Below are 22,239 nucleotides of genomic sequence, written 5' to 3' on the forward strand. Positions count from 1 at the left end.
CTGACATGCCAAAGCAAAACGAGACCTCGCATTCGAGACGAAGTGACTTCGCCAATGATGAACCCATTCGCCCGGAGGATGCCGCCGTGTTGGACAGCCCCGTGGGCCACGAAGACAGGCACGGCGCGGAGCCAGGTTTCGGGGGAGCCGACGATGTCGACCAGCCGATCGGCGCAAGGCCCCGCAGCGAAATTACCGGTCGTCATGATGAAGGGGCAGGCGCCAATGAGACGATCGACGGCTTAAGCGAAACCGAGGAACTGACCCGCAGCTACGCCGAGGACATACCAACCGGTGACAATGATGAGGAGGAGGAAGACATCCCTGTCTTCGAAAGAGGCCGAAGCAACACCGAACTCTGAGCGCGCCAGGTTGAACCCCGCACGGTGAGGAACATGACAATGAGCACATTCGGACTTCGGGTTGCGTCTTTGGGGCTCCGGGCTTTTTTGGGACTGGCGGCCTCGCTGACTTTGGGCGTCGAGGCATCTGCGCAGACAAGTCAGCCCGCGCAGCAATCCGGCGACTCGTCGCAAACAGCCAAGCAGGGTCGACTGCCGGCGCAAGGATCGTCGCCGACCGGCAAGGATGATGTCGGCGTTGACGTCTCGCTCGGCCGGCCGGAGGTGAAGCAACAGGTTGCAAGACATCTGGGAGTGGCTGAGACCGAGTTGCCACTGGCGGTGCACGTGCCGATCGCGCTCGCTTCGCAAGTCTGCGGGCAAGAGGTATTTACCGCCCGCGCCAATGTAAACCGAAGCTGCACCGCGACGAAATTCATTCCGGAAATCGCCGAGGCGGCACGCAACCATCCACAAACCTCCGCGGTACCGGAGCAGTAGCACCGAAAATGTCCGAACCCGGCGCGACGGTCGTGCCATGCTTACCCGAGGGTAGCGCTCCAACCCGGGGTAAATCAGCCAGCCCCACCGCCGTCTGTTTTTGGCGGCATGCATGATGGCGTTCGCCGCCATCTCTTAACCAATGTGAATGCTGTTGCTCCGCAGCCACGCTACGAGATCCTGTCCGAAGCGGAGGCAGGCAGATGCCACTGGAATCCCTGATCGATCAATATGTGAGCAGCCGCAAGCGGCGGGGTCTTTTGTCGATACGGCACGCTCTCGAGGCGTTGAAAGAGGCCGTTCCGGCGCTGTCGATCGGCGAAAGCCATCTTGTCAATATGATCGCCGAGCGAGCGCTCGCCTTTGGCCTCGCCATCCACTTCGATCATTCCGGCGAGAATGCCGGGTAAGACATCCACGAGCGTCTGCTGATGCTACAGGACGAGGAACTCGGTGTTCGCGTAGCTTCATTGCCTGGTGGGCGGATCTTTCCGAGGCTGCTCCCATCCGTGTTCTGGGCGGGTGGTTAAAGTCGCCGAAGCGATGCCACGGCGTGCACCGAGCCCACCCCGGCGTTGGACAAGCTCCCCCAGCTTTCGCCAGTTGGAGCTTTCGTCTACTCGCAGCAGCCCTAGCGAGGCTCGATCAGCCTCCGCGTTGGGCGGTCTCGGGTTTTGCTCCAAGGGGGCGGTTCGGGCCGGCGAATTGAGGTTGAAAGGAGAAGATGATGACGGACAACAAAACCGAGCGTGATTTTCGCGACAGGAACCGGGTCTCGTCCAACGAACGCAACGAATTCTTCCATTTTGCCCAGCAGAACGGCATCACGCCTGAGCAGGTGATGGAGCTCATCAAAGCCGCCGGGAATGACCGCGCCTCGTTGCGGCTGCGAAGGAATTGAAATCAGTTTCCCGGGGCGGCTCGCTTACGGCATGAAGCCTCGCTGCCGAGGAGAACCTTGAGCCGTGGTGAGAATTTGAGTGTAGCATCATCCTGACGCACACGCGGAGCAGGTCGAGCGTGAAAGTGAAAATTGTACCCCTGCCCAACATGCGGCAAGCGCTGGAGGTTCGAGGCTGCGCAGATCGGCTATGGTCACCCCGAACCATAATCCACTCCAACCCGAGTCCTGGACGCACGGCGTGGCACCGAGCCTACTTCCTGCCGTCGTTCAATAATAATCCCGCGCCGCAGTCAGCCAGCGAGATCACCGTCGTCTGCCGGACGCGTGTCGGCTTCCAAACTGACAACGCACAGCCTTTGTAGCGACGCTTTCCAGCCACGATCACCTGCGCAGCTTTGCCGCGCTCGCTGCGCACCAATAAATTCCATCTCCTTCCCTCACACTGATCTTGTTCAGGCGGTCGTTTTGCCGCTGCGGTAGGCGCTGTCCTTCCGCTTCGATCGCGGTAGCGCCCAGTATCAACGCTGCCAGATCAAACCGCACAATCAGCACCTCAAAGCTGATCAGCAGAAGCAGCAGTGAATCAGGACCTCGTCGATCAGGGTCAAAGGGCCAAGCACATATGTCTGGGCACGGTGACCGTGGCATAGCCGGCGCTGCAATGACGGCGTCGGTGCCCGTCTTGTGGAGCCGGAAAGCCCAACTTAGAAAACAGTCGGCGGTGCCGATCTCGAAGAAATTCTAGCCCGGCACGGTGAACAGGCTGGGGGCCGCATCGCGATCTAGGGTTCAGCACAACTCCGGCGGCATCGAGACGATCGACCTCAGCCCGGTCGGCGGCCCTCGGCCACGTCCATGACCAGCACGCGCAGCATGGTCAGCTGGCGCTTACCCTCCATGGCGCGCCCGTCGGCGACGGTCTGTCTCTTTCGGCTCAGGAAAACGTCACTCTGAGTTTGCTAAACGCGGTGCTGGACCGGTTACCACGCGTCAGATCTGGATCATCACCTTGCCGGCCTCGATTCTCATCGGATAGATCGCGAGCTTGACGCAGACCGGCGCGCCCTTGACCTGGCCGGTCGCAGAGCGGCCAATGTGCTTCAAGGCATTCGATGACGTCGTCGATCACCAGCCCTTCGGCTAGATGCGCCTTCTCATGGGTCCAATATCCGTCGGTGGCGAAGAGCTCGTCATCGGGCGAGCGGCAAACCGCGAGGATCGAAGCAGATGACATCCTCTTCCTCGATGTCATCGACCGCGCACGCTTCAATCCAGTCGGCCATCTCCGGCTCCCGCACCATCCGCTATGGCTATTCAGCCGCCGCCGACATATCCACCTGGTGAAATTCGCCGCGATAGGGTCTGGCTGTCGGCGGCAATTCGCGCTTGAGATAAAAATCCTCGTACCGCAGCTGCTTCAGCAGCACCGGCCAGACCTCGCGATAGGCATGCCACATCGACGGGTTCGCTACCGGCAGGTCGTGCTTGATCAGCTCGTGCAGCCTCGGCAGCGCATGATAGGGCACCATCGGGAACATGTGGTGTTCGACGTGATAATTCATGTTCCAGTAGATGAAGCGGCTGACCGGGTTCATGTAGACGGTGCGGGTGTTCAGCCGATGGTCGACCACGTTGTCGGCCAGGCCGATATGCTGCAGCAACCCTGTCAGCACCATGTGCCAGCTGCCATAGAGGCGCGGCAGGCCGATCAGCACCAGCGGCAGCAGCGACCACGTGAACAGCGCCAGCCCGACTGTCGCCGCATAGATGGCGACATGCCAGCGCGCAGCGATCACCGCCTTGTGCTGCTCCATCTCGGGGATATAGCTCTTCTCTTCATCGGACAGCTTGCCGAACGCCTGGCGCACCAGCGCCGGCAGCGAATAGCGGAAATCGAGAATACCGGTGAAGGCGAGCGCCGCCCGCAGCAGATCTGGGGGGCGCATGACGGCGATTTCGGCATCGCGGCCGACGATGATGGTATCGGTGTGATGGCGGGCATGGCTCCAGCGCCATTGCACGGGGTTGCGCATCAGCATGAAGCTTGAGATCTGGTAGACGACATCGTTCATCCAGCGCGTCCGGAACGCGGTACCGTGGCCGCATTCGTGCCAGCGCGAGTCGCTGGACGAGCCGTAAAGCACGCCATAGACGAACAGGAACGGCACCACCCACCACGTGGCCCAGAACCATACGATGCCGGCGGCCGACACCAGGATCGCGGCGACCCAGATGATCGTGTCGCGGATCGCCGGCCCGTCGGAGCGTTGCATCAACTCCTTGATCGCCTTGCGCGGGACATCGGTGTGATACCATTCGGCCGAAGCCAATCCGGTCTCAATGGCGCGCTTGGTGCTTTCACCGACCAGGCTGTAGTCGCGCTTCCTGCTTGCCGTCATCGTCATCTCCGCTTTCCCGCCTGCGCTCCGCAAGGGCCGCCTGGGGCCGGCCGGGCCGCGCCTGCTTCCGTATTCCGGCGCACTTCCCGCCCGCCGCGGCAACCGATCGTGCGTTTCAAGCCGGTCACGCCTGCAGTCTCGCAAAAGCGCCCGACGGCGCAGGGTAATCCTGTTGCGGCTGCCGGGCGATCGACCCTATCCTCGCTTCCGCTTGGGCGATCTGGCCGGCACCGTCGAGCACCCGGAACACGGCGTCATAGGAGCGGCTTTCGCCATGGTCCAGCCAGATCATCTCGCCCCGTTCGCGCGCGGCGAGATTGCCCAGAACATGATGCGTCGAAGGTTCGATTCCCAAGGCATATAGGCCGGCCTGGAAGTTCTGCCACTGATAGGTGCAGGGCAGCTGATCCTTGCGGGTAACGACCTCGAAGCCGAGGCCCAGGTGGTCATTGACGACGGCCACCGGCACCTCGCCCGCCGCATCGGAGCCAAGCTCGTGCTCCCAGACCTGCTCGCTGAACCCCAGCTGCGGCGCCGGCACGGTTCGGTAGCCGACTTTCTGCGCCTCGTAGCGTTCGCCGGCGTGCGCCGCCCAGACGACATCCCGGATCGGCGCCAGGTAGCGCGAACCCTCGTCGAGCAAGGGATGGCTGACATTGACGTGATAGAAATACATATGCGGCGTGCGGCTGAAACCGTGATTGACGACGCGGTCCGACAGGCGGATCTCGCTGCCGCCGACATCGGCCTCGATGCGGCGCAGCAAATGGAGATCCTCGCCGAACACGGTTGCCTGCTGGACGATGCCTTCCGCCCACAGCACGCAGCGGTCGCCGTCCCAGGCCTCGCCGTAGCCGGTCAGCCGCGCCGGCACGGTGCCGATGCGGCCATGCAGCGAGTGCAATACCCGCTTGCGCCCGGGATAATTGTAGCTTTCGGCCGGCACGTCTTGCCGGCCCAGTATATGATCGAGGCCGCAGGTGACGAGCAGCCCCGAGAACGACCGGCCAAAGGCGAAACCGTCCTCCCCTTCATGCTCGTGCAGTCCGGGGTGGCGAAAGCCGCTCGGCGAATGCCAGCCGATCGCCTGGCCCCGGAAGTCGCAATCGGCGATATCAAGCGCCCGGTCGACCAGCGCCGTGAAGCGCAGGCCGGAGCCGGTGCGGAACTCGAGCATCCGGATGCCGCGCTCCACGCCGTCGCCGAGCGTCATAAGCCGCACACCGGCAAACTGCGACAGCATGCCGGACCGCTCGGCCACCTGCCTTCGCGACAGCGTCTTGCCGTAAAGCTCTACCATGCGACGTCCTTCACTTTGCCCGCCTCCTTGAGCAAGGCCGACATGTCGGCGCCGGTGATGATGCTTTCCACCGTCAACAGGTCGGTGTCGGCGACCGTCTGTTCCGCGACGATTTCGCCGCGGCGCATGACGATGATGCGGTCGGCGACCTGGAACACGTGGTGGATGTTGTGGGTGATGAGCAGCACCGAGTGGCCGGCGTCGCGCACCTCCTTGACGAAGCGCAGCACGCCGTGGGTTTCCTCGACGCCAAGATTGTTGGTCGGCTCGTCGAGTATGATCACCTTGGCGGCGAACTGCATGGCGCGCGAGATCGCGATCGATTGCCGCTCACCGCCCGAGAGCGTGCTCACCAGTGCATCGGCATCGAGCTTTTTCGAAATGCCGACCCGCTTCAGCAGCGCCGAGGCGGCGTTGCGAAGCTTGGCGAGGTCGAGGGGCGCGAACACGCCGAGCCAGCCGAAATTGACCGGCTCCCGACCCAAGAAAAGATTGCGCGCGATGCTGAGGTCCGGCGCGAGCGATGTGTCCTGATGGATAGTCTCGATGCCGAGGTCCATCGCGTCGCGCGTCGAGCGGATCGACGCCTTCTCGCCGCGCACGAAGATGTCGCCGTGGTCGGCCGGGAAGACGCCGGAGATCGCTTTGATCAGCGTCGACTTGCCGGCGCCATTGTCGCCAAGCAGGGCAACCACCTCGCCTTCGTTGAGGGTGAACGAGGCGTTCTTCAGCGCACGCACGTTGCCGAAGGACTTTTGCAGGTCTTGCAGACGCAGCACTTCCATCGTCAGCTCCTTGCGGCGTTCTTCTGCAGCAAAGCGTGCAGGATGAGCATGGCGAGGATGATGACGCCGACGAAGATGTTGTATGCCAAGCCCGGCACGCCGATCAGCACGATGCCGTTGCGGATGGCGCGCAGCATCAGCGCGCCGACGATGGTGCCGAGGATGGTGCCGCGCCCCCCAGTGAGCGCCGTGCCGCCGACCACCACCATGGCGATCACTTCGAGTTCGTAGCCGGTGCCGGCCACCGGCGAGGCGGCCGAAATCCGGAACGCGCTGATCATGCCGGCCAGCCCGGCCACCACCGAGGTCAGGATGAACAGCCAGATCTTGACCGCGTCGGCCGGCACGCCGCGCGCCACCGCTGCGTTGCGGTTGCTGCCGATGGCGCTGATCCAGTTGCCGAGCTTGGCGTAGCGCAGGATGTAAATCGCCAGCAGCGACAGGCCGATGAACCACCAGAGCGAGGTGTAGAACCGGAACGAGCCTACATTGAAGCTGCCGGCAAGCAGCGTGACGAAGAAGCCGGGCTGGTCCCACGACTTCAGGGGGAATCCCTGCGTGATGTAGAGCGCCGCGCCGCGCACGACGAGCAGCATCGACAGCGTGACCAGGAAGGAGGAAATGCCGATCTTGGTGACGATCAGCCCGTTGATGGCGCCGATCGCGATGCACAGCACAAGCCCGGCCAGGAGGGCGACGCCGATGTCGATACCGCCATTCTGCACCAGCAGCATCACCACGACGGGCGCAAGGCCGAACACGGCGCCGACCGATAGATCGAACTCGCCCGCCGTCAGCAGCAGCGTCATGCCGAGAGCGATGATGCCGAGCTCGGGCAGGAACGCCATCATGTTGGATATGTTGAGCGGCGACAGGAAGTTGCCGTCGGCGATGGCGAACACCACGAGCAGCACGATGAGGATGATGAGCGAGGAGAATTGCGGCGAACGCAGCAGCGCAGACCTGCCCTTCGCTCGCTGCGTGTCGTCGTCTGCTGTGATTGCCATATCTGTCAGGACCATGCGTTTCGTCCGGCGCCCGCCATTTCGGGGCGGGCGCCGATTGTCGTCACTTGTTGTAGAGTTTCAGGATCGGCTCGACGCTCGAGGCGTCGTAGAGGCTGAATGTGTGAATGTCGTAGCCGATCGGCTCGCCAGAGGCCGCTAGCCCGAGCAGCGCCACCGGCATGAAGCCCTGCGCCGACGGGTACTGCCAGGCCGCAGCATTGACGAAGCCGGACTTGACCGCCTCGGCCGTCTCCTTTGAGTTGCCCCAGCCGACGACCGGGACCTTGCCGGCCGACACACCGGCCCCGTCGAAGACGCGTTTGATGCTTGCTGCCACGGAATCGCCCAGTGCAATGATTGCCGGCGGATTGTTGGCGACCATGTAGTCGGTCATCTTGGCGATGATGCCGGCCGGGTCGGTGCCGCAATCGACCACGTCGTACTTGATGCCGAGCGGATCGAAGACGCTGGCGATGCCCTCGGTCTCGAGCTGCTGGTAGCTGGCGCCCGGCACTTCGACCGGCAGGAACACCTTGTCGCCCTGCTTCACCATCTTGTGGTCGACGAGATACTTGGCCCAGATGACGCCCGCTTCCCTGAGGTCGGCCCCGACATAGGCCTGCCGCCCGGTCGCCGGATCGTCGGTGTTGAAGAACACGATCGGGATGCCGGCGGCCTTGGCGGCCTTCACCTCCTCCGTCCACAGGCCGGGCTGAGCCGAGGTGGTGGCGATGCCGTCCGGCTTGGCGGCGAGCGCCGAGTTGAAAGCCTCCTTCTGCGCCGCCATGTCGCCGCCGCTGAACGAGATCTTGCAGGTCACCTTGAGCTGGTCGCAGGCCTTGGTTGCGCCGGCATTCCAGTCGATCCAGAACGCGTCCGAAGGGCCACCATGCGACAGCAGATAGAAGGTCTTCTGGCCGTCCTGCGCGAATGCCGGCAGGCTCAAGGAGACCCCGGCCACCAGCGTTGCCGCAGCAGCCACTTTCAATGCGAATTTCAACATTCATTCCTCCCTTGGTTGGAGTTGCGCCGCCATGCGCCGGCGGCGCAACCGGCGCTCACAGGCCGTTGGCGCGGAACTTCCCGTCGAGGAATTTCTTCGCGCGCGGCACGTCGTCTTCCGAGAGATGCTCGATGATGACCGGGATGTTTGGGTGCTTTTCCGCCAGCCGCTGCAGATAGAGATCGTAATTCAGCGACCCCAGCCCGGGCGCCGGCAGCTCGATCTCGCCGACGCCGCGGAAGGTGTGGCTCTCCATCGCATCCTCGTCGCCGATGTCGGCATGCTTTTCCGACTTGTCGCTGCCCGAACGCTTGACGTCCTTGGCATGCGCGATCTTGATCTTGTCGGTCAGCGTATCGAACACCTGGTTCAGGATCTGGTCCATCCTGTCGATGTTGTGGGTTTCGAAATAGTTGGTCGGATCCATCAGCAGGCCGAGGCCCGGATGGTCGACCTGGGCGAACATCTTCACCGTCTCCTCGACCGAGCCCACGACGTTGTTGACGTAGGTCTCGAGGAGGAAGACCGCGCCATGGTCATAGGCGGTCTGGGCAAGCTCGGCGATCACCTTGCGGCATTCCTCGAACCCTTCCTCGGTCTTGTTCTTGGGATGATGGACCCAGTCGGATTCGGTGTTGTAGGTGCCGGTCTCGGAGATCACGTAGGGCGAGCCGAAGCTGCGGGCGTTGCGGATGATCTCCTTGAGATAGCCGACGCGCTTGTCGCGCTCGGCCTTGTCGGGATGGATGATGTTGGTGTAGCCCGACACGCAGCAGATCGGCAGGTTGTTGTCGCGGAAGACGTCGCGCACCTGCTTGGCCTTTTCCTCAGTGATCTGCCCGGCCGACAGATCGATATCCCTAAAATGCAGGTCGAGCTGCACCGTGTTGAAACCGAGCCCGCGGATCTTCTTCGCCGTCTCTTCGAGGCCGTACGGGAAATAGCCCGTGAAAATACCTGCCTGCATCATGATGTGAATTCCTCCCTGTAAGCGATTCAGTTGGCTGATTTTATCGAGATTTCGGAAAGCTTGACGGTGCGGCCTTGCGCCATCGAGCGATAGCCGGCCTCGACCAGCGCCATCGTCTTGACGTTGTCGGCCACCGATAATGCCGGCGGCGCGCCTGTCTTTACCGCATGCTGCAGTTGCTCCATGACGCCGATGAAGGCATGCGGGAACCACATCGTGTCCCAGCTCGGGCTGACCCATTCGCCGCCGGTCGTCTCGGTCGAGGCATAGGTCAGCGTCGAGGCCACGCCTTTCGGCCAGCCGATCGTGCCTTTGGCGACACCCTTGGTGCCGTCGACGCGCCAGTTGATGTGCTGGTCGTCCAGATAGCCCTCCTGGCGCGGTCCGGACCAGACATCCTCCAGCGACACGGCGAGCACGCCGGAGGGAAAGCGCAGCGTCGAGACGGTGATGCCGTCGCTATGCTCGAACGCCGTGCGCGGGTCCTTGCGTGTCAGCGTGGTGATTTCCGAGGGATCGCCGAACAGGAATCGCAGCACGTCGAGATGATGCACGCTCATATTGGCGAGCGTCAGCCGGTCGTAATCCTGAAGGAAAGTCTGCCAGTGCGGGATCGCATGCATGTCGATCTGCGCGAAGACGATGTCGCCCAGGGCGCCGCTGTCGATGATCTGCTTCAGCACGCGCATCGACTGGTCGTAGCGCATGTTCTGGTTGACCGAGAGGATCTTGCCTGACTTAGCTGCCTCGTCGCGCAGCTTCACGGCTTTATCGACCGACAGCGCCAGTGGCTTCTGCGCCAGGATCGCCTTGATGTGAGGCTGCTTCAGCGCATGGCGGATCAGCGCCGGCTGCAGATCGGGCGGAAACGCCAGGTCGACGATCTCGATCTCGGGATTCTCGATCAGCTGTTCCGGTGTGTCGTGGACGGTCGGGATGTCCCAACGCGCGGCGACCTTCTGCGCATTGGAACGGGTGCGCGAGGCGATCGCCACCACGTTGAACCCCGCTTCGCGATAGGCGGCAAGATGGCATTCGGCCATGATCATGCCAGCGCCGATGCAGCCGATACGGTATTCTTTCGTGCGGACCTTCACGTCCGGCTCGAAGCCTTCGCTCGCCATGTCTTCCTCCCGCAATTCTGTTTTCGCAGCCGCGATCATCTCGCCAACGCGCCTCCGTCCTGCCCGAAATAATGCACCCGGGCCGGCTCGCAGGATATCGCTACCACCGCATCCGGCCTGATGTCGGGCTGGCCGCGCAGCAGCGCCTTCAGCCGCGCCTCTCCGGCGGCGAGCGTTACCACCGTGTAGCCGCCAAGCGGCTCGACCTCGAATACGCGCGCCGGGCGGCCAGCGCCCCCGTCGACCCAGGGCCGGACCTTGATGTCCTCCGGCCTCAGCCCGATTTCGATCGCGTCGGCCGGAGCAGCGCGATCGTCGATGCTGACCGTGCCTTCGGCGGCCTCGACGCCATCTTCGCCGCGAACGGATTTAAGGATGTTCATCATCGGCGAACCAAGCAGTCGCGCCACATAGGTGTTCGCCGGGCGGTCGTAGATCTCGGACGGGGCGCCGATCTGTCGGATCCTCCCATTCTCCAGAATCGCGATGCGGTCGGCGATCGACATCGCCTCTTCCTGGTCATGGGTGACGTAGATCAGCGTCTTGCCGAGTTCGCGCTGGATGCGCTTGAGCTCGACGCGCGTTTCCTCGCGCAGCCGCGCATCGAGCGCAGAGATCGGGTCGTCCATCAGATAGGCGTTCGGGTCGCGCACCAGGGCCCGGGCTATGGCCACGCGTTGCCGCTCGCCACCGGAAAGCTGCGCCGGCGGCTTGTGAAGGATGTGGCCGATATGCAGCTTGGCGGCGACGTCGGCGACACGCTTCTCGATCTGGGCCTCGGCGACCTTGCGCTCGACCAGCGGGAAACGCACATTTTCGCGCGCGCTCATATGCGGGAACAGCGCCAGGTTCTGGAACACCATGGCGACATTGCGCTCGGCCGGAGAGACGGTGTTGACCGGTTTGCCGCCGATCAGGATCTCTCCGGCGTCAGGCGTCTCCAGCCCGAGCACCAGGCGCAGGATTGTCGATTTGCCCGCCAGCGGCGGCCCGAAGAAGCAGAAGAATTCGTTGTCATTGACGGTGAACGAGGCGTCGTCGACGGCGAGCGTCGTGCCGTAACGCTTGCTGACATTGCGAAAGACGATATCGGCCATGTCAACCTGCCTTCATCGCAATGCCGCTGCGGGCATCGAAGACACGCACGGACGATGCCACGGGGGCGACGACGGCAAGCTCGCCGATCGACAGTCCGACAGCATTGTCGAACACCGCCTTCACGGCGGTCTCGCCATCGCCGAGATGGACGATGGTCCTCGCGCCGATCCGCTCGACGAAGCTCACCGGAATGGCGAGGCCCTGCCCGCTCTGCACCAGCGACACCTGTTCGGGCCGGAAGCCGTAAAGCACCTCGGAGCGCGATCCGCGCAAGGTGGCGGCCAGCGCATCCGGCAGCGTCGGCGTGACCCCCAGCTGCCCGAGATCGACCACCAGGCCCCGATCGCTCTCCGCCGGCCTCCCCCTCAGCAGGTTCATGCCCGGGGCGCCGATGAAGCGTGCGACGAAGACGTTGGCCGGATTGTTGTAGACTTCCAGCGGCGTTCCCACCTGCTGCAGCACGCCGTGATCCATGACGGCAATGCGGTCGGCCATGGTCATGGCCTCGAGCTGGTCATGGGTGACGTAGACCATCGTCTGCCTGAACTGGCGCTGCAGCTGCTTGAGCTCGGTCCGCATCACCGCCCGGAAGGCGGCGTCGACATTGGACAGCGGCTCGTCGAGCAGAAAGATCGCCGGCTCCATGATTGCCGAGCGCCCGATCGCCACCCGCTGCAGGATGTTGACCGAGAGCCGGTCGGCCTTGCGGTCGAGCAGCGGCGTCAACTGCAGCAGCTCGGCGATGGCGCCGACGCGGCGGTCGATCTCGGCTGTCGCCGCACCGCGCATCCGCGGGCCGTAGGCAAGGTTCTGGCGCACCGTCATGTGGGTGAAGATGGCGTAGTTCTGGAAAACGAAGCCGACGCCGCGGCGGCCCATGGGCACGCCGGCCATGTCGCGCTCGCCGAACAGGATCTTGCCGCTGGTCGGCTCTTCCATGCCGGCGATCATGTTCATCGTCGTCGACTTGCCGCAGCCCGAAGGCCCGAGGAGCGCCATGAACTCGCCATCGGCGACATCGAGATCCATGGTCTTCAGCGCCGTGAACTCGCCAAAGGTCTTGACCAGGTTGCGCAGCTGGATCGCGCTCATGCCGGCACCAGCCTTGCCCGCGCCATGCGCTTCATGGCCAATACCGCAACGATCGAAAGCACGACAAGGATGGCCAGCGCGATCGCCGCCACATAGCCCCAGATCAGGTCCTGCGTCGTGACCTTGTAGATGTAGACGGAGATCGTCTCCGTGGCGACGCCGGGGCCGCCGCCGGTCATGATGTAGAGCGTGTCGAAGATCTTGAAGTTCTCGATGACGCGGATCGCCAGCGCGATGATGATGATCGTCTTCATCTTCGGCAGCACGATGGTGACGAAGCGCTGCCACGGGTTGGCGCCGAGCAGGGTCGCCGCCTTGATCTGGTCCTGCGGCACGCCGACCAGGCCGGCAAGCAGGATCAGGAACATCAGCGGCGTCCACTGCCAGATATCGGCGATGATCACCGCGATCAGCGCCAGTGTGGGGTCAGACAGCCAGGCGATGGTGACGCGTGAACCGCTGAGTGCCGACAGGATGTCGTTCAGCGGCCCGCCCGACTGGAACAGCATGAAGAACATGTAGCCGGCCACCGCCGGAACCACCATCATCGGCATCAGCAGGATCGAATAGAAGACCCGCTTGCCCGGAAAATCGTCCGCGAACAGCGTCGCCAATGCCAGGCCAAGCAGGAATTCGACAGGCACGCACACGACCATGACGATAGCCGTGCGCCTCAGCGCGCTCCAGAAGCGCGCATCGGCGGCAAGGTCGGTGTAGTTGGCGAAGCTGTTCCACATCTCCCATGCGTTCCACCAGCCCAGGCCGGAGAGGGGCGACCAGTCGGTGACGCTGATGTAGAGCTGCATCAGCAGCGGGAAGGCGGAGATGAAGAGCACCAGGATCTGCGCCGGCAGCGTCAGCCGGAATCCCAGCCGCACTCCCTCGTCCCGCAGCGCGGGCTTGCCAAGCGCGGCCTTTGCGTCCTTTGAGACAGTCACGGTCACCGCGCTCATTGCTTGAGCGCGCCGAACGTCAGCCCGCGCACCAGATGGCGCTGGATGGCAATGCCCATGATGACCGGCGGCACCGCGGCCATAAGACCGAGCGCGGCCTTGGCGCCATAGAGCTGCCCGGTCATCGAGGAGGACAGCGAGGCCATGTAGACGGGGATCGTCACCCATTCACGCGTCGTCAGGAGCAGCGCGATCAGATAGTCCGACCAGTTGAGGATGAAGACGAAGAGGGCGGCGCTGGCCAGCGGTGCGCGCATCATCGGCAGCGTGATGCGCGTGAAGACGCGCAGCCGCGAACAACCTTCGACAAGCGCCGCTTCCTCGATCTCGCGCGGCATGTCGTCGAAGAAGGTCTTCATGAGCCAGAAAGCGAACGGCAGGGTGACGATGCCGTAGATCAGGGCCAGGCCAAACCAGCTGTCGGTGAAGTTCAGGAAGGCCCACATGATCATGACCGGGATCATCACCGCCATTGGCGGAAACAGCCTGAGCTGGATCAGCGCCAGCGGCAGGTTCTGGCCCGAGCCGAAACGCGACAGCCCGTAGGCCGCAGCCGTGCCCGCCGACATTGCGATCGCCGTGCCGAACACCGAAGACAGCAGCGACGACAGGATCGGCTTCAGCGCGGTGCGGTCGAGCGCCACGATCAGATTGTTGTTGGACTCGCCGAAGACGAACTGGAAATTGCCCAGCGTCGGGTTCTTCGGCCACCATGTCAGGTCCGCGCCGGTCGCCGACCATTCGGCGATCGGCTTGAAGGCCATCGACACCATCCAAAGGATCGGCACCAGCGTCACCGCCATCGCCGCGAAGATCGCGGCGTAGCGGAATATCTCGAAGGGGACGGAACGCTTCATCTGGCTGCTTTGCTGGTGGCGTTGACTGCGGCGGGGAGGAACAGATGCTCCTCCCCTCCAGCGCTGATCCAGGGAGACGGATCAGCTGATTGGATCGAGAACAGTCGGCCAGGCCTCCTTGTTGGTCCTTATGGCTTCAAGCAATTTGTCCTCGCCGATGCGGCGGGCGATCTTCTTCCACTCCGCTTCCGTGTCGGCCATCGCCTGTTCCGCTGTCTTGGCCTTGGTCAGCGACGCCATCAGGTTTTCGTCCAATGCGTTGTGGAAGGCGGTGGCGCCGGGATAGTTGATCGTCGGCACCGTGCGGGCGACGGTCTCGCGCACCACGTCGATGTGGTAGGCGTGGTAGGTCTGGCGCACCAGCGGATCGGAGAAATCCGAGAGCCGGAACGGATCGAGATAGCCGCCCGGATTGGCGCTCATCCAGGCATAGATGCGGGCGGAGCCCAGCCACTGCAGCAAAAGGTAGGCGACCTCCTGGTTTTTCGACTGAGACGAGACCATGCCGGTCAGCGAGAACCACAGCACGGAACGGCTGATCAGCTTGCCGTCGACTTCGCGGCCGGGCGGCAGCATCGAGCCGATCTTGCCGGTGACGGCGGAATCCTTGTTGCCGGCATTGTCGAGGAATTTCGGCAGGTTCGAGAAGGCGCAGGTCATCGCCGCGCCGCCCTTGGCGAAATTTCCATACTGCTCCGGCCAGCCCCAGGAGATCGCGTCCGGCGAGTGATGAACGAGCGAGCCGACATATTCGTTGGTGGCGGCAATGCCGTGCTCGGAATTGATCAGCGGCTTGCCGTCGTCGCCGAACAGGAACTGGTTGGGCGATGCCATCGAGACATAGCGCTGATACCAGTTGGTGTAGCCCCAGCCCTGGTTGCGCAGGTCGGTGGAGCCGAACAGGCCCTTGTCGGGGCGCTGGAAGAAGCCCGCGATGTCACTGTGCTGCTTCCAGGTCTTCGGCGGCGCCAGATCGTAGCCGAATTTGTCCTTGAACGCCTTCTGCTCGGCAGCGTCGCCGAACAGGTCGGTGCGGTAGACCCAGGTCTGGAAGTCGCCGTCCAGCGACACGCCATAGTTGGACCCGCGATATTTGTTGAGCAGCGACACGCCCTTGGCGCCGTCGACATAGCCGGTCTTGGGATCGTCCCATTCGGGCTTGTACTGGGCGACGAAGTCGTCGAGCTTGGCGATGCCGCCGGTCTCAGCGAGGTCGCCTAGCCGGTTCCATTCCGTCGAGTAGATGTCATAGGCCCCACCCTTGGTGGAGATGTCCTGCATCGTCTTGGTGAATTCCTGGCCGTTCGGCAGGCCGACGATCTCAATCTGGATGCCGGTTTCCTTTTCCCACAGCTCCTTGATCGACGGCGCACCCGCCGGGAAAGGCTGTGTGAGTTGACCAATCGAGCCATCCGACAGGCCAAGCACGATCTTGGCCGGCGCCTTGCCTGCTCCCTTCAAGGCCTTGGCCGCCTCAACGGCACGGCCTTCCGGCGTCTCGGCGCCATATTGATAGCGCTCGGCGCCCTCGAAACCGGTGGGGCCGCCTACCATGCCTGGCGCCAGCGCGTCGGCCGCAACGGCACGGCCGGGACGGATGAATTGCGGTGCGATACCAGCCGCAGCCACGAACGCCGCCGCCTTTCCTCCGGACGCCAACAAGCCGCGTCGCGATATGCGGATCAAATCAGACATTGGAATTCCTCCCTCAGGCCCGATGTTTCCTCCACGAGCCCATCTGAGGGATATTGACGGCAGCACCGGAAGGCTGTCAACATCATAAATACTCAAAATACATCGTAACACCGCAACTGCGGAGAAAATACGTCATGCAAAGGTCGACACACCGGCTCAATGCCTCGATTTGATGGGAAATCTGCATTCGTAGCACGGGACGTATCACGACGCGATTTAGCCCAACCTCCTTGCGCATCGGCTAAGGCTGGATACATCATTTTCCATCAGAATCGCTGATGGCTGGCAGCTGTGGCCGTCGGACGGGCTAGCGGCATTGTGCGATCTGATGCATTGAGGAGATGAAAGACGGTGCGTTCCACCTTGACTGACATAGCCCGGGAAGCCGGCGTTTCCGCCGCCACCGTCGACCGCGTGCTGAACAACAGGCCCGGTGTGCGGGCGCGCACGCGTGAGATCGTGCTCGAAATGGCGCATCGCCTCGGCTACATCGCGGAGGGCCCGAACGGAGCGCCGCCCAGGCCCTCACCTGGAGAGGTCATCCGTCTCGACTTCGCTCTGCCGGCCGGCACCAATTCCTTCATCAAGATGCTGCATCGACACATCGAGGCGCAGGCCTTGGCGCGCCCCGATCTCGACGTCCACATCGCCACCATAGAGGGCTTCAACCCCGACCGGCTCGCCCGCCTGCTGCAAGAATTGCGTGGACAGACACAAGGCGTCGGCGTGATCGCGCTCGATCATCCAACGGTGCGCGAGGCGATCCGCTCGCTGTCGGCCAATGACGTCAAGGTGGTGACCATCGCCTCCGACATCCTGCATGTTCCGAGAGTGGCCTATATCGGCATCGACAACCGCGCCGCGGGGCGGCTGGCCGGCTATCTGCTCAACCGCTTCATGGGATCGGAACGCCCAAGCAAGGTGGCGCTGTTCGCCGGTTCGCTGTCCTACCGCGGCCATGAGGAACGCGAGATGGGATTCCGGCACATCTTGACCGAGGAGTCGCCCAATCTCAAGATCGTCGAGATGCGCGAAATGCTGGATGACCGAGAGAAGGCTTATTCAGAAGCATCGGCGCTTCTGGACCGGCACCCCGATCTTGCCGCGATCTACAATGTCGGCGCCGGCAACACCGGCATCGCTCGGGCGCTCAAGGAGCGTGGACGCGCCAAAGACATTCTCTTTCTCGGCCACGAGGTGACAGACGGCACCAAGGAACTTTTGTTGGATGGGACGCTCGATGCGGTCATAGATCAAAATCCGCGCGTCGAGGCGCGGGAAGCGCTCAACATTTTAAGCCACTCTGTCAGGCACCTGAACTATGAACCGCATCAACCACGACTTCAGGTCATCTTCAAAGAGAATATACCTGAAATCTGATCAATGGATCCGTGATCGTATCGCAAAGCACAGCGTTGGCGTCGCCACCGGTCCCAAATACGAACGAGAGCCCGAATGATCTCGTCAAAGCCGCCGATCTGGCACTATTCCGTGCGAAGTCGGAGGGCCGAGATCGGGTCGTGGTTGATGGTGCATGAGAAGGCCGTCGCCCGTTGCAACTCGGTCAGCCTTTCCGAACCTAAAAAGACCAAGTCCACTCATAGCACCGAAGTCGCGAACGATTGGGGCGAAGACGGTTCTGGATGTCGCCGGCACGAAGCCGACGAATGGCATACGCCCGTCCGTCCGCCACGATCACCTGAAGCATCGCCCCGATCAAAGGCGCTCGAGCAGATATGTTGCAGGCGACCTCGTGTGTTATACACGCACGCTGAGTTTTCGGGTCGGACACGAGATCGATGGATCAGGAGACGCTTCTTGCCGCAGTCCTCTTAGCTGATGTCGTGGGCAGCACGCCGCTCTATGAGCGGATCGGAGACGATGCCGCTCTACAGCAGGTCTCGGATTGCCTGGACACAATGCGCGAGATTGTCGCCAAGCACCGTGGTGATTTCATTTACTCGAAAGGCGATGACATACTCAGCCTCTTCGAGAGCCCGGAAATGGCGCTGAGGGCCGTCTGCCAAATTACCCATCAACTGACTAAAGGGCCGTTGAGCGCCCGCATCGGATTGCATTTCGGGGCGGTCATTCGCGCGCGGGGCGCGATATTCGGTGACGTTGTCAATGTCACCGCAAGGTTGTCCACCACGGCGAACCCCGGAGAGGTGCTGATCAGCCAGAGCTTCTGCGAAGCCCTTTCCCCGAGAAGCCGCAAGGGCCTGCGGCTCCTCGACAAAATGGCCTTGAAGGGGAAGCAAGAGTTCTTCGATGTCTATACCCTGTGGAGCGACGATGAGGCCCCCGGTACGCAGATCACCAGCCATGGCGCCACTACAGATAGACGCTCGGTCCTGCCGCGGCAGATTCATATGGTCATCCGCTACAGAGATCAGCTGCGATCCTGTCGAAACGGCGAATCCGTGACAATCGGCAGATCGGCGGAATGCGACATCATCGTCGAGCGGCCCTGGGTATCGAGGCGCCACGCCGCCTTCACCATATTGAATGGCAGAGCTCGGCTTCTCGAACGAAGCTCTTCGGGCACATTTGTGTCCATGGGACTCGGCCATGAAGTATTCGTACGCCGTGAAGATATTATCCTCTTCGGCTCCGGCGTCATCTCGCCTGGAGTGAAGTCGGCACTCGACGAAGCCCAGCTTCTTCACTACGAAATTGTCTCGGATTGACCCGGCCCGGCTACTAGCTCGACCGGTTTAGAGCTGGTTCGCTGGCGCCCTCAATGTCGCGCCGTACTCTTTGACAGCCATTGGAATCGACCGTTCATAAATGTGCCAAGGCCAATCCAGGAACGCTCTCGAAGTTGGGCTGCGAAGAGCTGACTTCCGTTTCCCTCGCTGAGTTCGACGGAGCCGCGGCCGGTGCATCTCCCTCGCAGGTGCGGAGTTCTACCTGCTCCTAGGCGACATTCTGCAGGTGGATGGCTTCGGCAGCAAGCTGGCCCGCTCGATCGGTGACGCGATAGGTCTTGCCGCGAGGGGATTGTGCTGGACTGTCGGCCAGACAATGAGCTGGCGACGGGAGCGGCCGGCTGAAGCGGGATGCCCGGACCATCCCTGCCCTGTGTCGCCTCGATATCCCCAGGTGCTGAAGGTCAGCACAGGCTGTTGCAGCCCGGGGTCGACGAACGCTTCATCAGACCATTGCGCCGCAATAGCTCCTCGACCACCTGCGAAGGCTCGCGATTGGGCTACCGTCACGAAATTGGCGCAGAAGCGCAGACCACTGACATATCGCGACGTCGAGATGGAGCTCGATGCCACCGTGTTTGCAGCACCGGGGAGATTCCTCTTGGGCCGATCGAGTTCAAGTTGCTGCGCCACATGCTCGACAATCCTGAAAGGTGATCAGCCGTGATGAATTCATCGCAGCTGGCTGCTCGCAGAAAGCCAGTGTGAGCGCCCAGGTGGTCGACGTTCACATGAGCCAGTCGCGAAAGTTGTTGAAGCAGTCGTCGCAGAGTTGCCATTTGCACCCTGCGGCTTGCCGGCTATTCTCTCGAAGACACTGCGGGCTGACGATCTCGGCGATTGGGTTCAGAAAGGTCGCTGCGTGAGGCCGCAAGGGGACCGACCCAATGGGAAAGGTCTTGGCAGCTAGGGGACTTAACGCGACCGACATTGCAGCCGGGCGCTGCTCTAATCGAGAGAAAGTCTGGGCGTATAGAACAAGCGACATGAGCGTGTCGGATTGTTTGCATTCAAACGACCTTTGCGACGTTATCCGTGCCTTCGCCTTGCTGGTGCCGGAGGAAATCATGACGTCGCCCGACAATTCGGTCGAACTCGTTCGCGACAAGAAGTGGACGGTCCGCATCACCGCCTACGGCAGCACCCTGACGTTTCCGTTCGAAGCAGAAAGCTATGCACGTTCTTATGCCGATGGTCAGGCATTCCGTCTCGGCGTTCAGGTGGCGGAACTGAAGCGATGCGGCTGACACTTTGTCGACGCGTTGGCGGATAGCCTGCATCGCGATCGGAACGAATAGTTCGCTGATTGCAGCCTCGCGATTTCCATCAAATCCCGCCTGCAATCTTGACAGCAACTCGGCAAAATCCCTCGCCGACTAGTGTTGTCATATGAGCTGGAGCTTTCCTCGCCGCCGGTGGTAGGCGGGATACGCTGCCGGGACAGCCCTCTTTTCGCATAGACGCGAACCTTGTGCTTTTCCGTCTCAAGGCTGATTGGCGGCTGGATGCGCGCGCCGTCTTTCATATTCTGCCATCAGCCCGCGCGGAGCGTGGAATCAACGGCGGGGAAGCGGATGATGTTTCCTGTTTGCGCTCGCGTAGCGCAAGAAACGCTGCGAAGAGCATGATAGCCATGCCGATGATGTCGATCAGGCTAACCTCCTCGCCGTAGGTGATGATGCCAAGCACGACGGCAATGACGGGTGAGACGAAGGCAAATGCTCCGGCGCGCGAGGCGCCGATTTCGTGCAGGAGCCGGATAAATAGAGTGTAGCCTATGAACGAACCAAACAGCACGAGGAACAGCCACCCGACCCAGGCCGGCCAGCCCCAATTGCCTTTTAGAGCCGCGGTCGCGCCTGGCTCCACAACGAGTGAGATGAGAATTAGGAATGCGCCCCCGAAAAGGGTGGTGAAGCCGGCGATGAAGTCCGATGAATATACCTCAAGAAGCGGCCGCGCGAGCACCGAACCCCATGCATAGATTAAAGCTGCCGACGCCACCGCTGTCATCGCCAGCAGCCGGAGCCCCCTGCCCTGCTGGTCTGCGTGTGTCCAACTAGCATAGGCTTCGGGCCCGAACAGGACGCACAGACCGGCCGCACCGAGCAAAATCGCAAAGAGCCTGCGGCCGTCATAGCGTTCGTCCCCCAGAAGCAACGCAAACCCAAGCAGCGTGACGGGGGTCAGCGAAAGCTCAAGAACAGCCGCGGTGCCCGTATCGACGTAGAGCATGCCCCAAAAGAGTGGGCCATAGCAAAGCGGAATCATGAACAACGTAACAACGAAAAGACGCGGCCAACTCCTTTTCGCCACCCGTGGTAGAGCAGCGCCCCTTAGGCGCGTCGCGCTGAGGATCAGCAAGCCGGCTACTGTAAAACGCGTGCCTGCGAACATCAGAGGCGGCACGGTGGCGATCCCTGCCTTGATACCGATCCACGTGGTGCCCCAGATCACACATAAAACCAGAAATGTCGCTGTGTTGCGGTTCATCGGAAGCAGCCTTCGCTGGGCGTTGTTGGTTCGTCGTAACGGCCAAAAGACGTTTATTTCGTTACAACGGCCTCTTGCCAATACGGTTCCGCCAACCGATGTTTCCGGGATGGATGGTGCGAAGACTATCGTCGACATGCGCATGGTTGGCGGTCACCCCTGCTTGGACTTCGTCAACACGGTCGACGCGCGACGCGATGTGTGGGGGCCAGACCTCTTGCAGACCTATGCCGACCTGGTCGTCTGGGCTGGACGTGCCGATTTGATCGACGTCGATGAGGCGCGAGCACTGCTCGCGGAGGCTTCCGCCCGCCCGCTCCTTGCGGAGGCGGCATTGGAAAAGGCCAAGATTTTGCGCGAGGCCGTTTACGCGGCTCTCCAGGCCGAGGCGGCAGGCGCCCGGGTGCCGGACGATGCCTTGCAAATCGTGCGCGATGCAGTCGCCCTAGCCCTGCCGAAGCGCTCGCTTTTCCCGTCCGGCGACCGCCTCGCTTGGCAGTGGACCGACGCAGCCAGTCTGAACACGATCGGCCACCGCGTGGCCTTTGAGACAGCCGAGTTTTTGGTGTCCAGGAATGACCGCCGCCGCGTGCGCGAGTGCACCGGGCCGAACTGCGGTTGGCTTTTCATCGACACCTCGCGTGGCGGGCGCAGACGGTGGTGCTCGGATGAGAGCTGCGGCACACGCAGCCGGGTAAGGCGCTTCAGGGCAAAAGCCGCAGGGAACATGGCTCCCGACAGCAAGAATTAGTATCTGACGCCAGGCTTGGATGACCAACGCAGCATAGTTGGCTTCACGCTATCCCTGTCGCTGTTTGTCCAACGAAGCTGGTCTCGCGAGCGACTGTGGCCAAGAGTGTGGAGAACACAGCCGGCGCGGCAAGCCATCATCGCGTTCCAGAGCGGGTTGCTTCGGGGCCGCCTACCTCGCCACGCTTCGATCGGTCGATCTGCTCAAACTTGACGGGAACTCCGGTAGCGTTACGGCGTTTTTCTCAGTCCGAAA

Annotated in this window: 22 protein-coding genes and 1 pseudogene; 8 read left to right on the forward strand and 15 right to left on the reverse strand. The window is 62.3% G+C overall.

Annotated features, from left to right (window positions below; genetic code table 11):
* Positions 1-5: 5 nt before the first annotated feature.
* The 4 genes from NKJ80_RS22575 to NKJ80_RS22590 all read left to right on the forward strand — a co-directional run bounded on the left by NKJ80_RS22575 (position 6) and on the right by NKJ80_RS22590 (position 1,743).
* The gene (locus NKJ80_RS22575; RefSeq protein WP_023685250.1) at positions 6-362 is read left to right on the forward strand and encodes a hypothetical protein; all 357 of its coding nucleotides are present in this window, start codon (positions 6-8) and stop codon (positions 360-362) included.
* Positions 363-449: 87 nt separating this feature from the next.
* Positions 450-842: a hypothetical protein gene (locus NKJ80_RS22580; protein ID WP_023689423.1), complete on the forward strand. Its 393-nt coding sequence runs from the start codon at positions 450-452 to the stop codon at positions 840-842.
* Between the two features lie 203 nt (positions 843-1,045).
* Positions 1,046-1,252, forward strand: a complete 207-nt coding sequence (locus NKJ80_RS22585) for a hypothetical protein (protein ID WP_023673164.1) — start codon at positions 1,046-1,048, stop codon at positions 1,250-1,252.
* 317 nt (positions 1,253-1,569) lie between these two features.
* Positions 1,570-1,743, forward strand: a complete 174-nt coding sequence (locus NKJ80_RS22590; RefSeq protein ID WP_023689424.1) for a DUF3606 domain-containing protein — start codon at positions 1,570-1,572, stop codon at positions 1,741-1,743.
* Positions 1,744-1,996: 253 nt separating this feature from the next.
* On the opposite strand, the gene NKJ80_RS22595 is transcribed toward NKJ80_RS22590, so the two are convergent.
* The 14 genes and pseudogenes from NKJ80_RS22595 to NKJ80_RS22660 form a co-directional block, all read right to left on the reverse strand.
* A complete protein-coding gene (locus NKJ80_RS22595) occupies positions 1,997-2,164 on the reverse strand; it encodes a hypothetical protein (RefSeq protein WP_155927361.1) in 168 nt (55 codons plus the stop codon).
* Between the two features lie 572 nt (positions 2,165-2,736).
* A pseudogene (locus NKJ80_RS22600) lies at positions 2,737-3,029 on the reverse strand (Rieske 2Fe-2S domain-containing protein).
* A gap of 27 nt (positions 3,030-3,056) precedes the next feature.
* Positions 3,057-4,151 carry a fatty acid desaturase family protein gene (locus NKJ80_RS22605; protein WP_023685252.1) on the reverse strand — a complete coding sequence of 365 codons (1,095 nt, stop codon included), beginning with the start codon at positions 4,149-4,151 and terminating at the stop codon, positions 3,057-3,059.
* Between the two features lie 118 nt (positions 4,152-4,269).
* Positions 4,270-5,445, reverse strand: coding sequence for an aldose 1-epimerase family protein (locus NKJ80_RS22610; protein WP_023673170.1), 1,176 nt, complete (start codon positions 5,443-5,445; stop codon positions 4,270-4,272).
* Positions 5,439-6,236 carry an ATP-binding cassette domain-containing protein gene (locus NKJ80_RS22615; protein WP_023689425.1) on the reverse strand — a complete coding sequence of 266 codons (798 nt, stop codon included), beginning with the start codon at positions 6,234-6,236 and terminating at the stop codon, positions 5,439-5,441. Before NKJ80_RS22615 ends, NKJ80_RS22610 begins: the two co-directional genes overlap by 7 nt.
* On the reverse strand, positions 6,233-7,237 hold the full coding sequence (locus tag NKJ80_RS22620; RefSeq protein ID WP_050586906.1) for an ABC transporter permease: 1,005 nt from the start codon (positions 7,235-7,237) through the stop codon (positions 6,233-6,235). The genes NKJ80_RS22615 and NKJ80_RS22620 overlap by 4 nt, the downstream gene beginning before the upstream one ends.
* Before the next feature lie 61 nt (positions 7,238-7,298).
* Positions 7,299-8,240: a sugar ABC transporter substrate-binding protein gene (locus tag NKJ80_RS22625; RefSeq protein WP_023689426.1), complete on the reverse strand. Its 942-nt coding sequence runs from the start codon at positions 8,238-8,240 to the stop codon at positions 7,299-7,301.
* A 55-nt stretch (positions 8,241-8,295) separates the two neighbouring features.
* Entirely contained in the window at positions 8,296-9,210 is a 915-nt protein-coding gene (locus NKJ80_RS22630) for a sugar phosphate isomerase/epimerase family protein (protein ID WP_023689427.1), read from the reverse strand.
* A gap of 26 nt (positions 9,211-9,236) precedes the next feature.
* Entirely contained in the window at positions 9,237-10,334 is a 1,098-nt protein-coding gene (locus NKJ80_RS22635) for a Gfo/Idh/MocA family protein (protein WP_286456739.1), read from the reverse strand.
* 35 nt (positions 10,335-10,369) lie between these two features.
* Positions 10,370-11,431 carry an ABC transporter ATP-binding protein gene (locus NKJ80_RS22640; RefSeq protein WP_023689428.1) on the reverse strand — a complete coding sequence of 354 codons (1,062 nt, stop codon included), beginning with the start codon at positions 11,429-11,431 and terminating at the stop codon, positions 10,370-10,372.
* A 1-nt stretch (position 11,432) separates the two neighbouring features.
* Entirely contained in the window at positions 11,433-12,524 is a 1,092-nt protein-coding gene (locus NKJ80_RS22645) for an ABC transporter ATP-binding protein (protein WP_023689429.1), read from the reverse strand.
* Positions 12,521-13,477 carry a carbohydrate ABC transporter permease gene (locus tag NKJ80_RS22650; protein WP_023689430.1) on the reverse strand — a complete coding sequence of 319 codons (957 nt, stop codon included), beginning with the start codon at positions 13,475-13,477 and terminating at the stop codon, positions 12,521-12,523. The genes NKJ80_RS22645 and NKJ80_RS22650 overlap by 4 nt, the downstream gene beginning before the upstream one ends.
* Positions 13,474-14,334 (reverse strand): carbohydrate ABC transporter permease, encoded by an 861-nt coding sequence (locus NKJ80_RS22655; protein ID WP_023689431.1) that lies wholly within the window; start codon positions 14,332-14,334, stop codon positions 13,474-13,476. The genes NKJ80_RS22650 and NKJ80_RS22655 overlap by 4 nt, the downstream gene beginning before the upstream one ends.
* Before the next feature lie 81 nt (positions 14,335-14,415).
* On the reverse strand, positions 14,416-16,029 hold the full coding sequence (locus NKJ80_RS22660; protein ID WP_023689432.1) for an extracellular solute-binding protein: 1,614 nt from the start codon (positions 16,027-16,029) through the stop codon (positions 14,416-14,418).
* 351 nt (positions 16,030-16,380) lie between these two features.
* Between NKJ80_RS22660 and NKJ80_RS22665 the strand changes: the two genes are divergently transcribed.
* The 3 genes from NKJ80_RS22665 to NKJ80_RS22675 all read left to right on the forward strand — a co-directional run bounded on the left by NKJ80_RS22665 (position 16,381) and on the right by NKJ80_RS22675 (position 19,987).
* On the forward strand, positions 16,381-17,409 hold the full coding sequence (locus NKJ80_RS22665; RefSeq protein WP_023689433.1) for a LacI family DNA-binding transcriptional regulator: 1,029 nt from the start codon (positions 16,381-16,383) through the stop codon (positions 17,407-17,409).
* A 419-nt stretch (positions 17,410-17,828) separates the two neighbouring features.
* Positions 17,829-18,719: an adenylate/guanylate cyclase domain-containing protein gene (locus NKJ80_RS22670; RefSeq protein WP_023805138.1), complete on the forward strand. Its 891-nt coding sequence runs from the start codon at positions 17,829-17,831 to the stop codon at positions 18,717-18,719.
* 1,007 nt (positions 18,720-19,726) lie between these two features.
* The gene (locus NKJ80_RS22675) at positions 19,727-19,987 is read left to right on the forward strand and encodes a hypothetical protein (protein WP_245260004.1); all 261 of its coding nucleotides are present in this window, start codon (positions 19,727-19,729) and stop codon (positions 19,985-19,987) included.
* Between the two features lie 274 nt (positions 19,988-20,261).
* Here the strand turns inward: NKJ80_RS22675 and NKJ80_RS22680 are convergent, their stop codons facing one another.
* Entirely contained in the window at positions 20,262-21,233 is a 972-nt protein-coding gene (locus NKJ80_RS22680) for a DMT family transporter (RefSeq protein ID WP_023805137.1), read from the reverse strand.
* Here NKJ80_RS22680 and NKJ80_RS22685 point away from each other — a divergent pair.
* On the forward strand, positions 21,220-21,984 hold the full coding sequence (locus tag NKJ80_RS22685; protein WP_156940987.1) for a CGNR zinc finger domain-containing protein: 765 nt from the start codon (positions 21,220-21,222) through the stop codon (positions 21,982-21,984). The two genes, NKJ80_RS22680 and NKJ80_RS22685, sit on opposite strands and share 14 nt — an antisense overlap.
* Positions 21,985-22,239: the final 255 nt, after the last annotated feature.

Origin of the sequence: Mesorhizobium sp. M0030 (assembly GCF_040323695.1) — a bacterium.
In the GTDB taxonomy this organism is placed as follows: domain Bacteria; phylum Pseudomonadota; class Alphaproteobacteria; order Rhizobiales; family Rhizobiaceae; genus Mesorhizobium.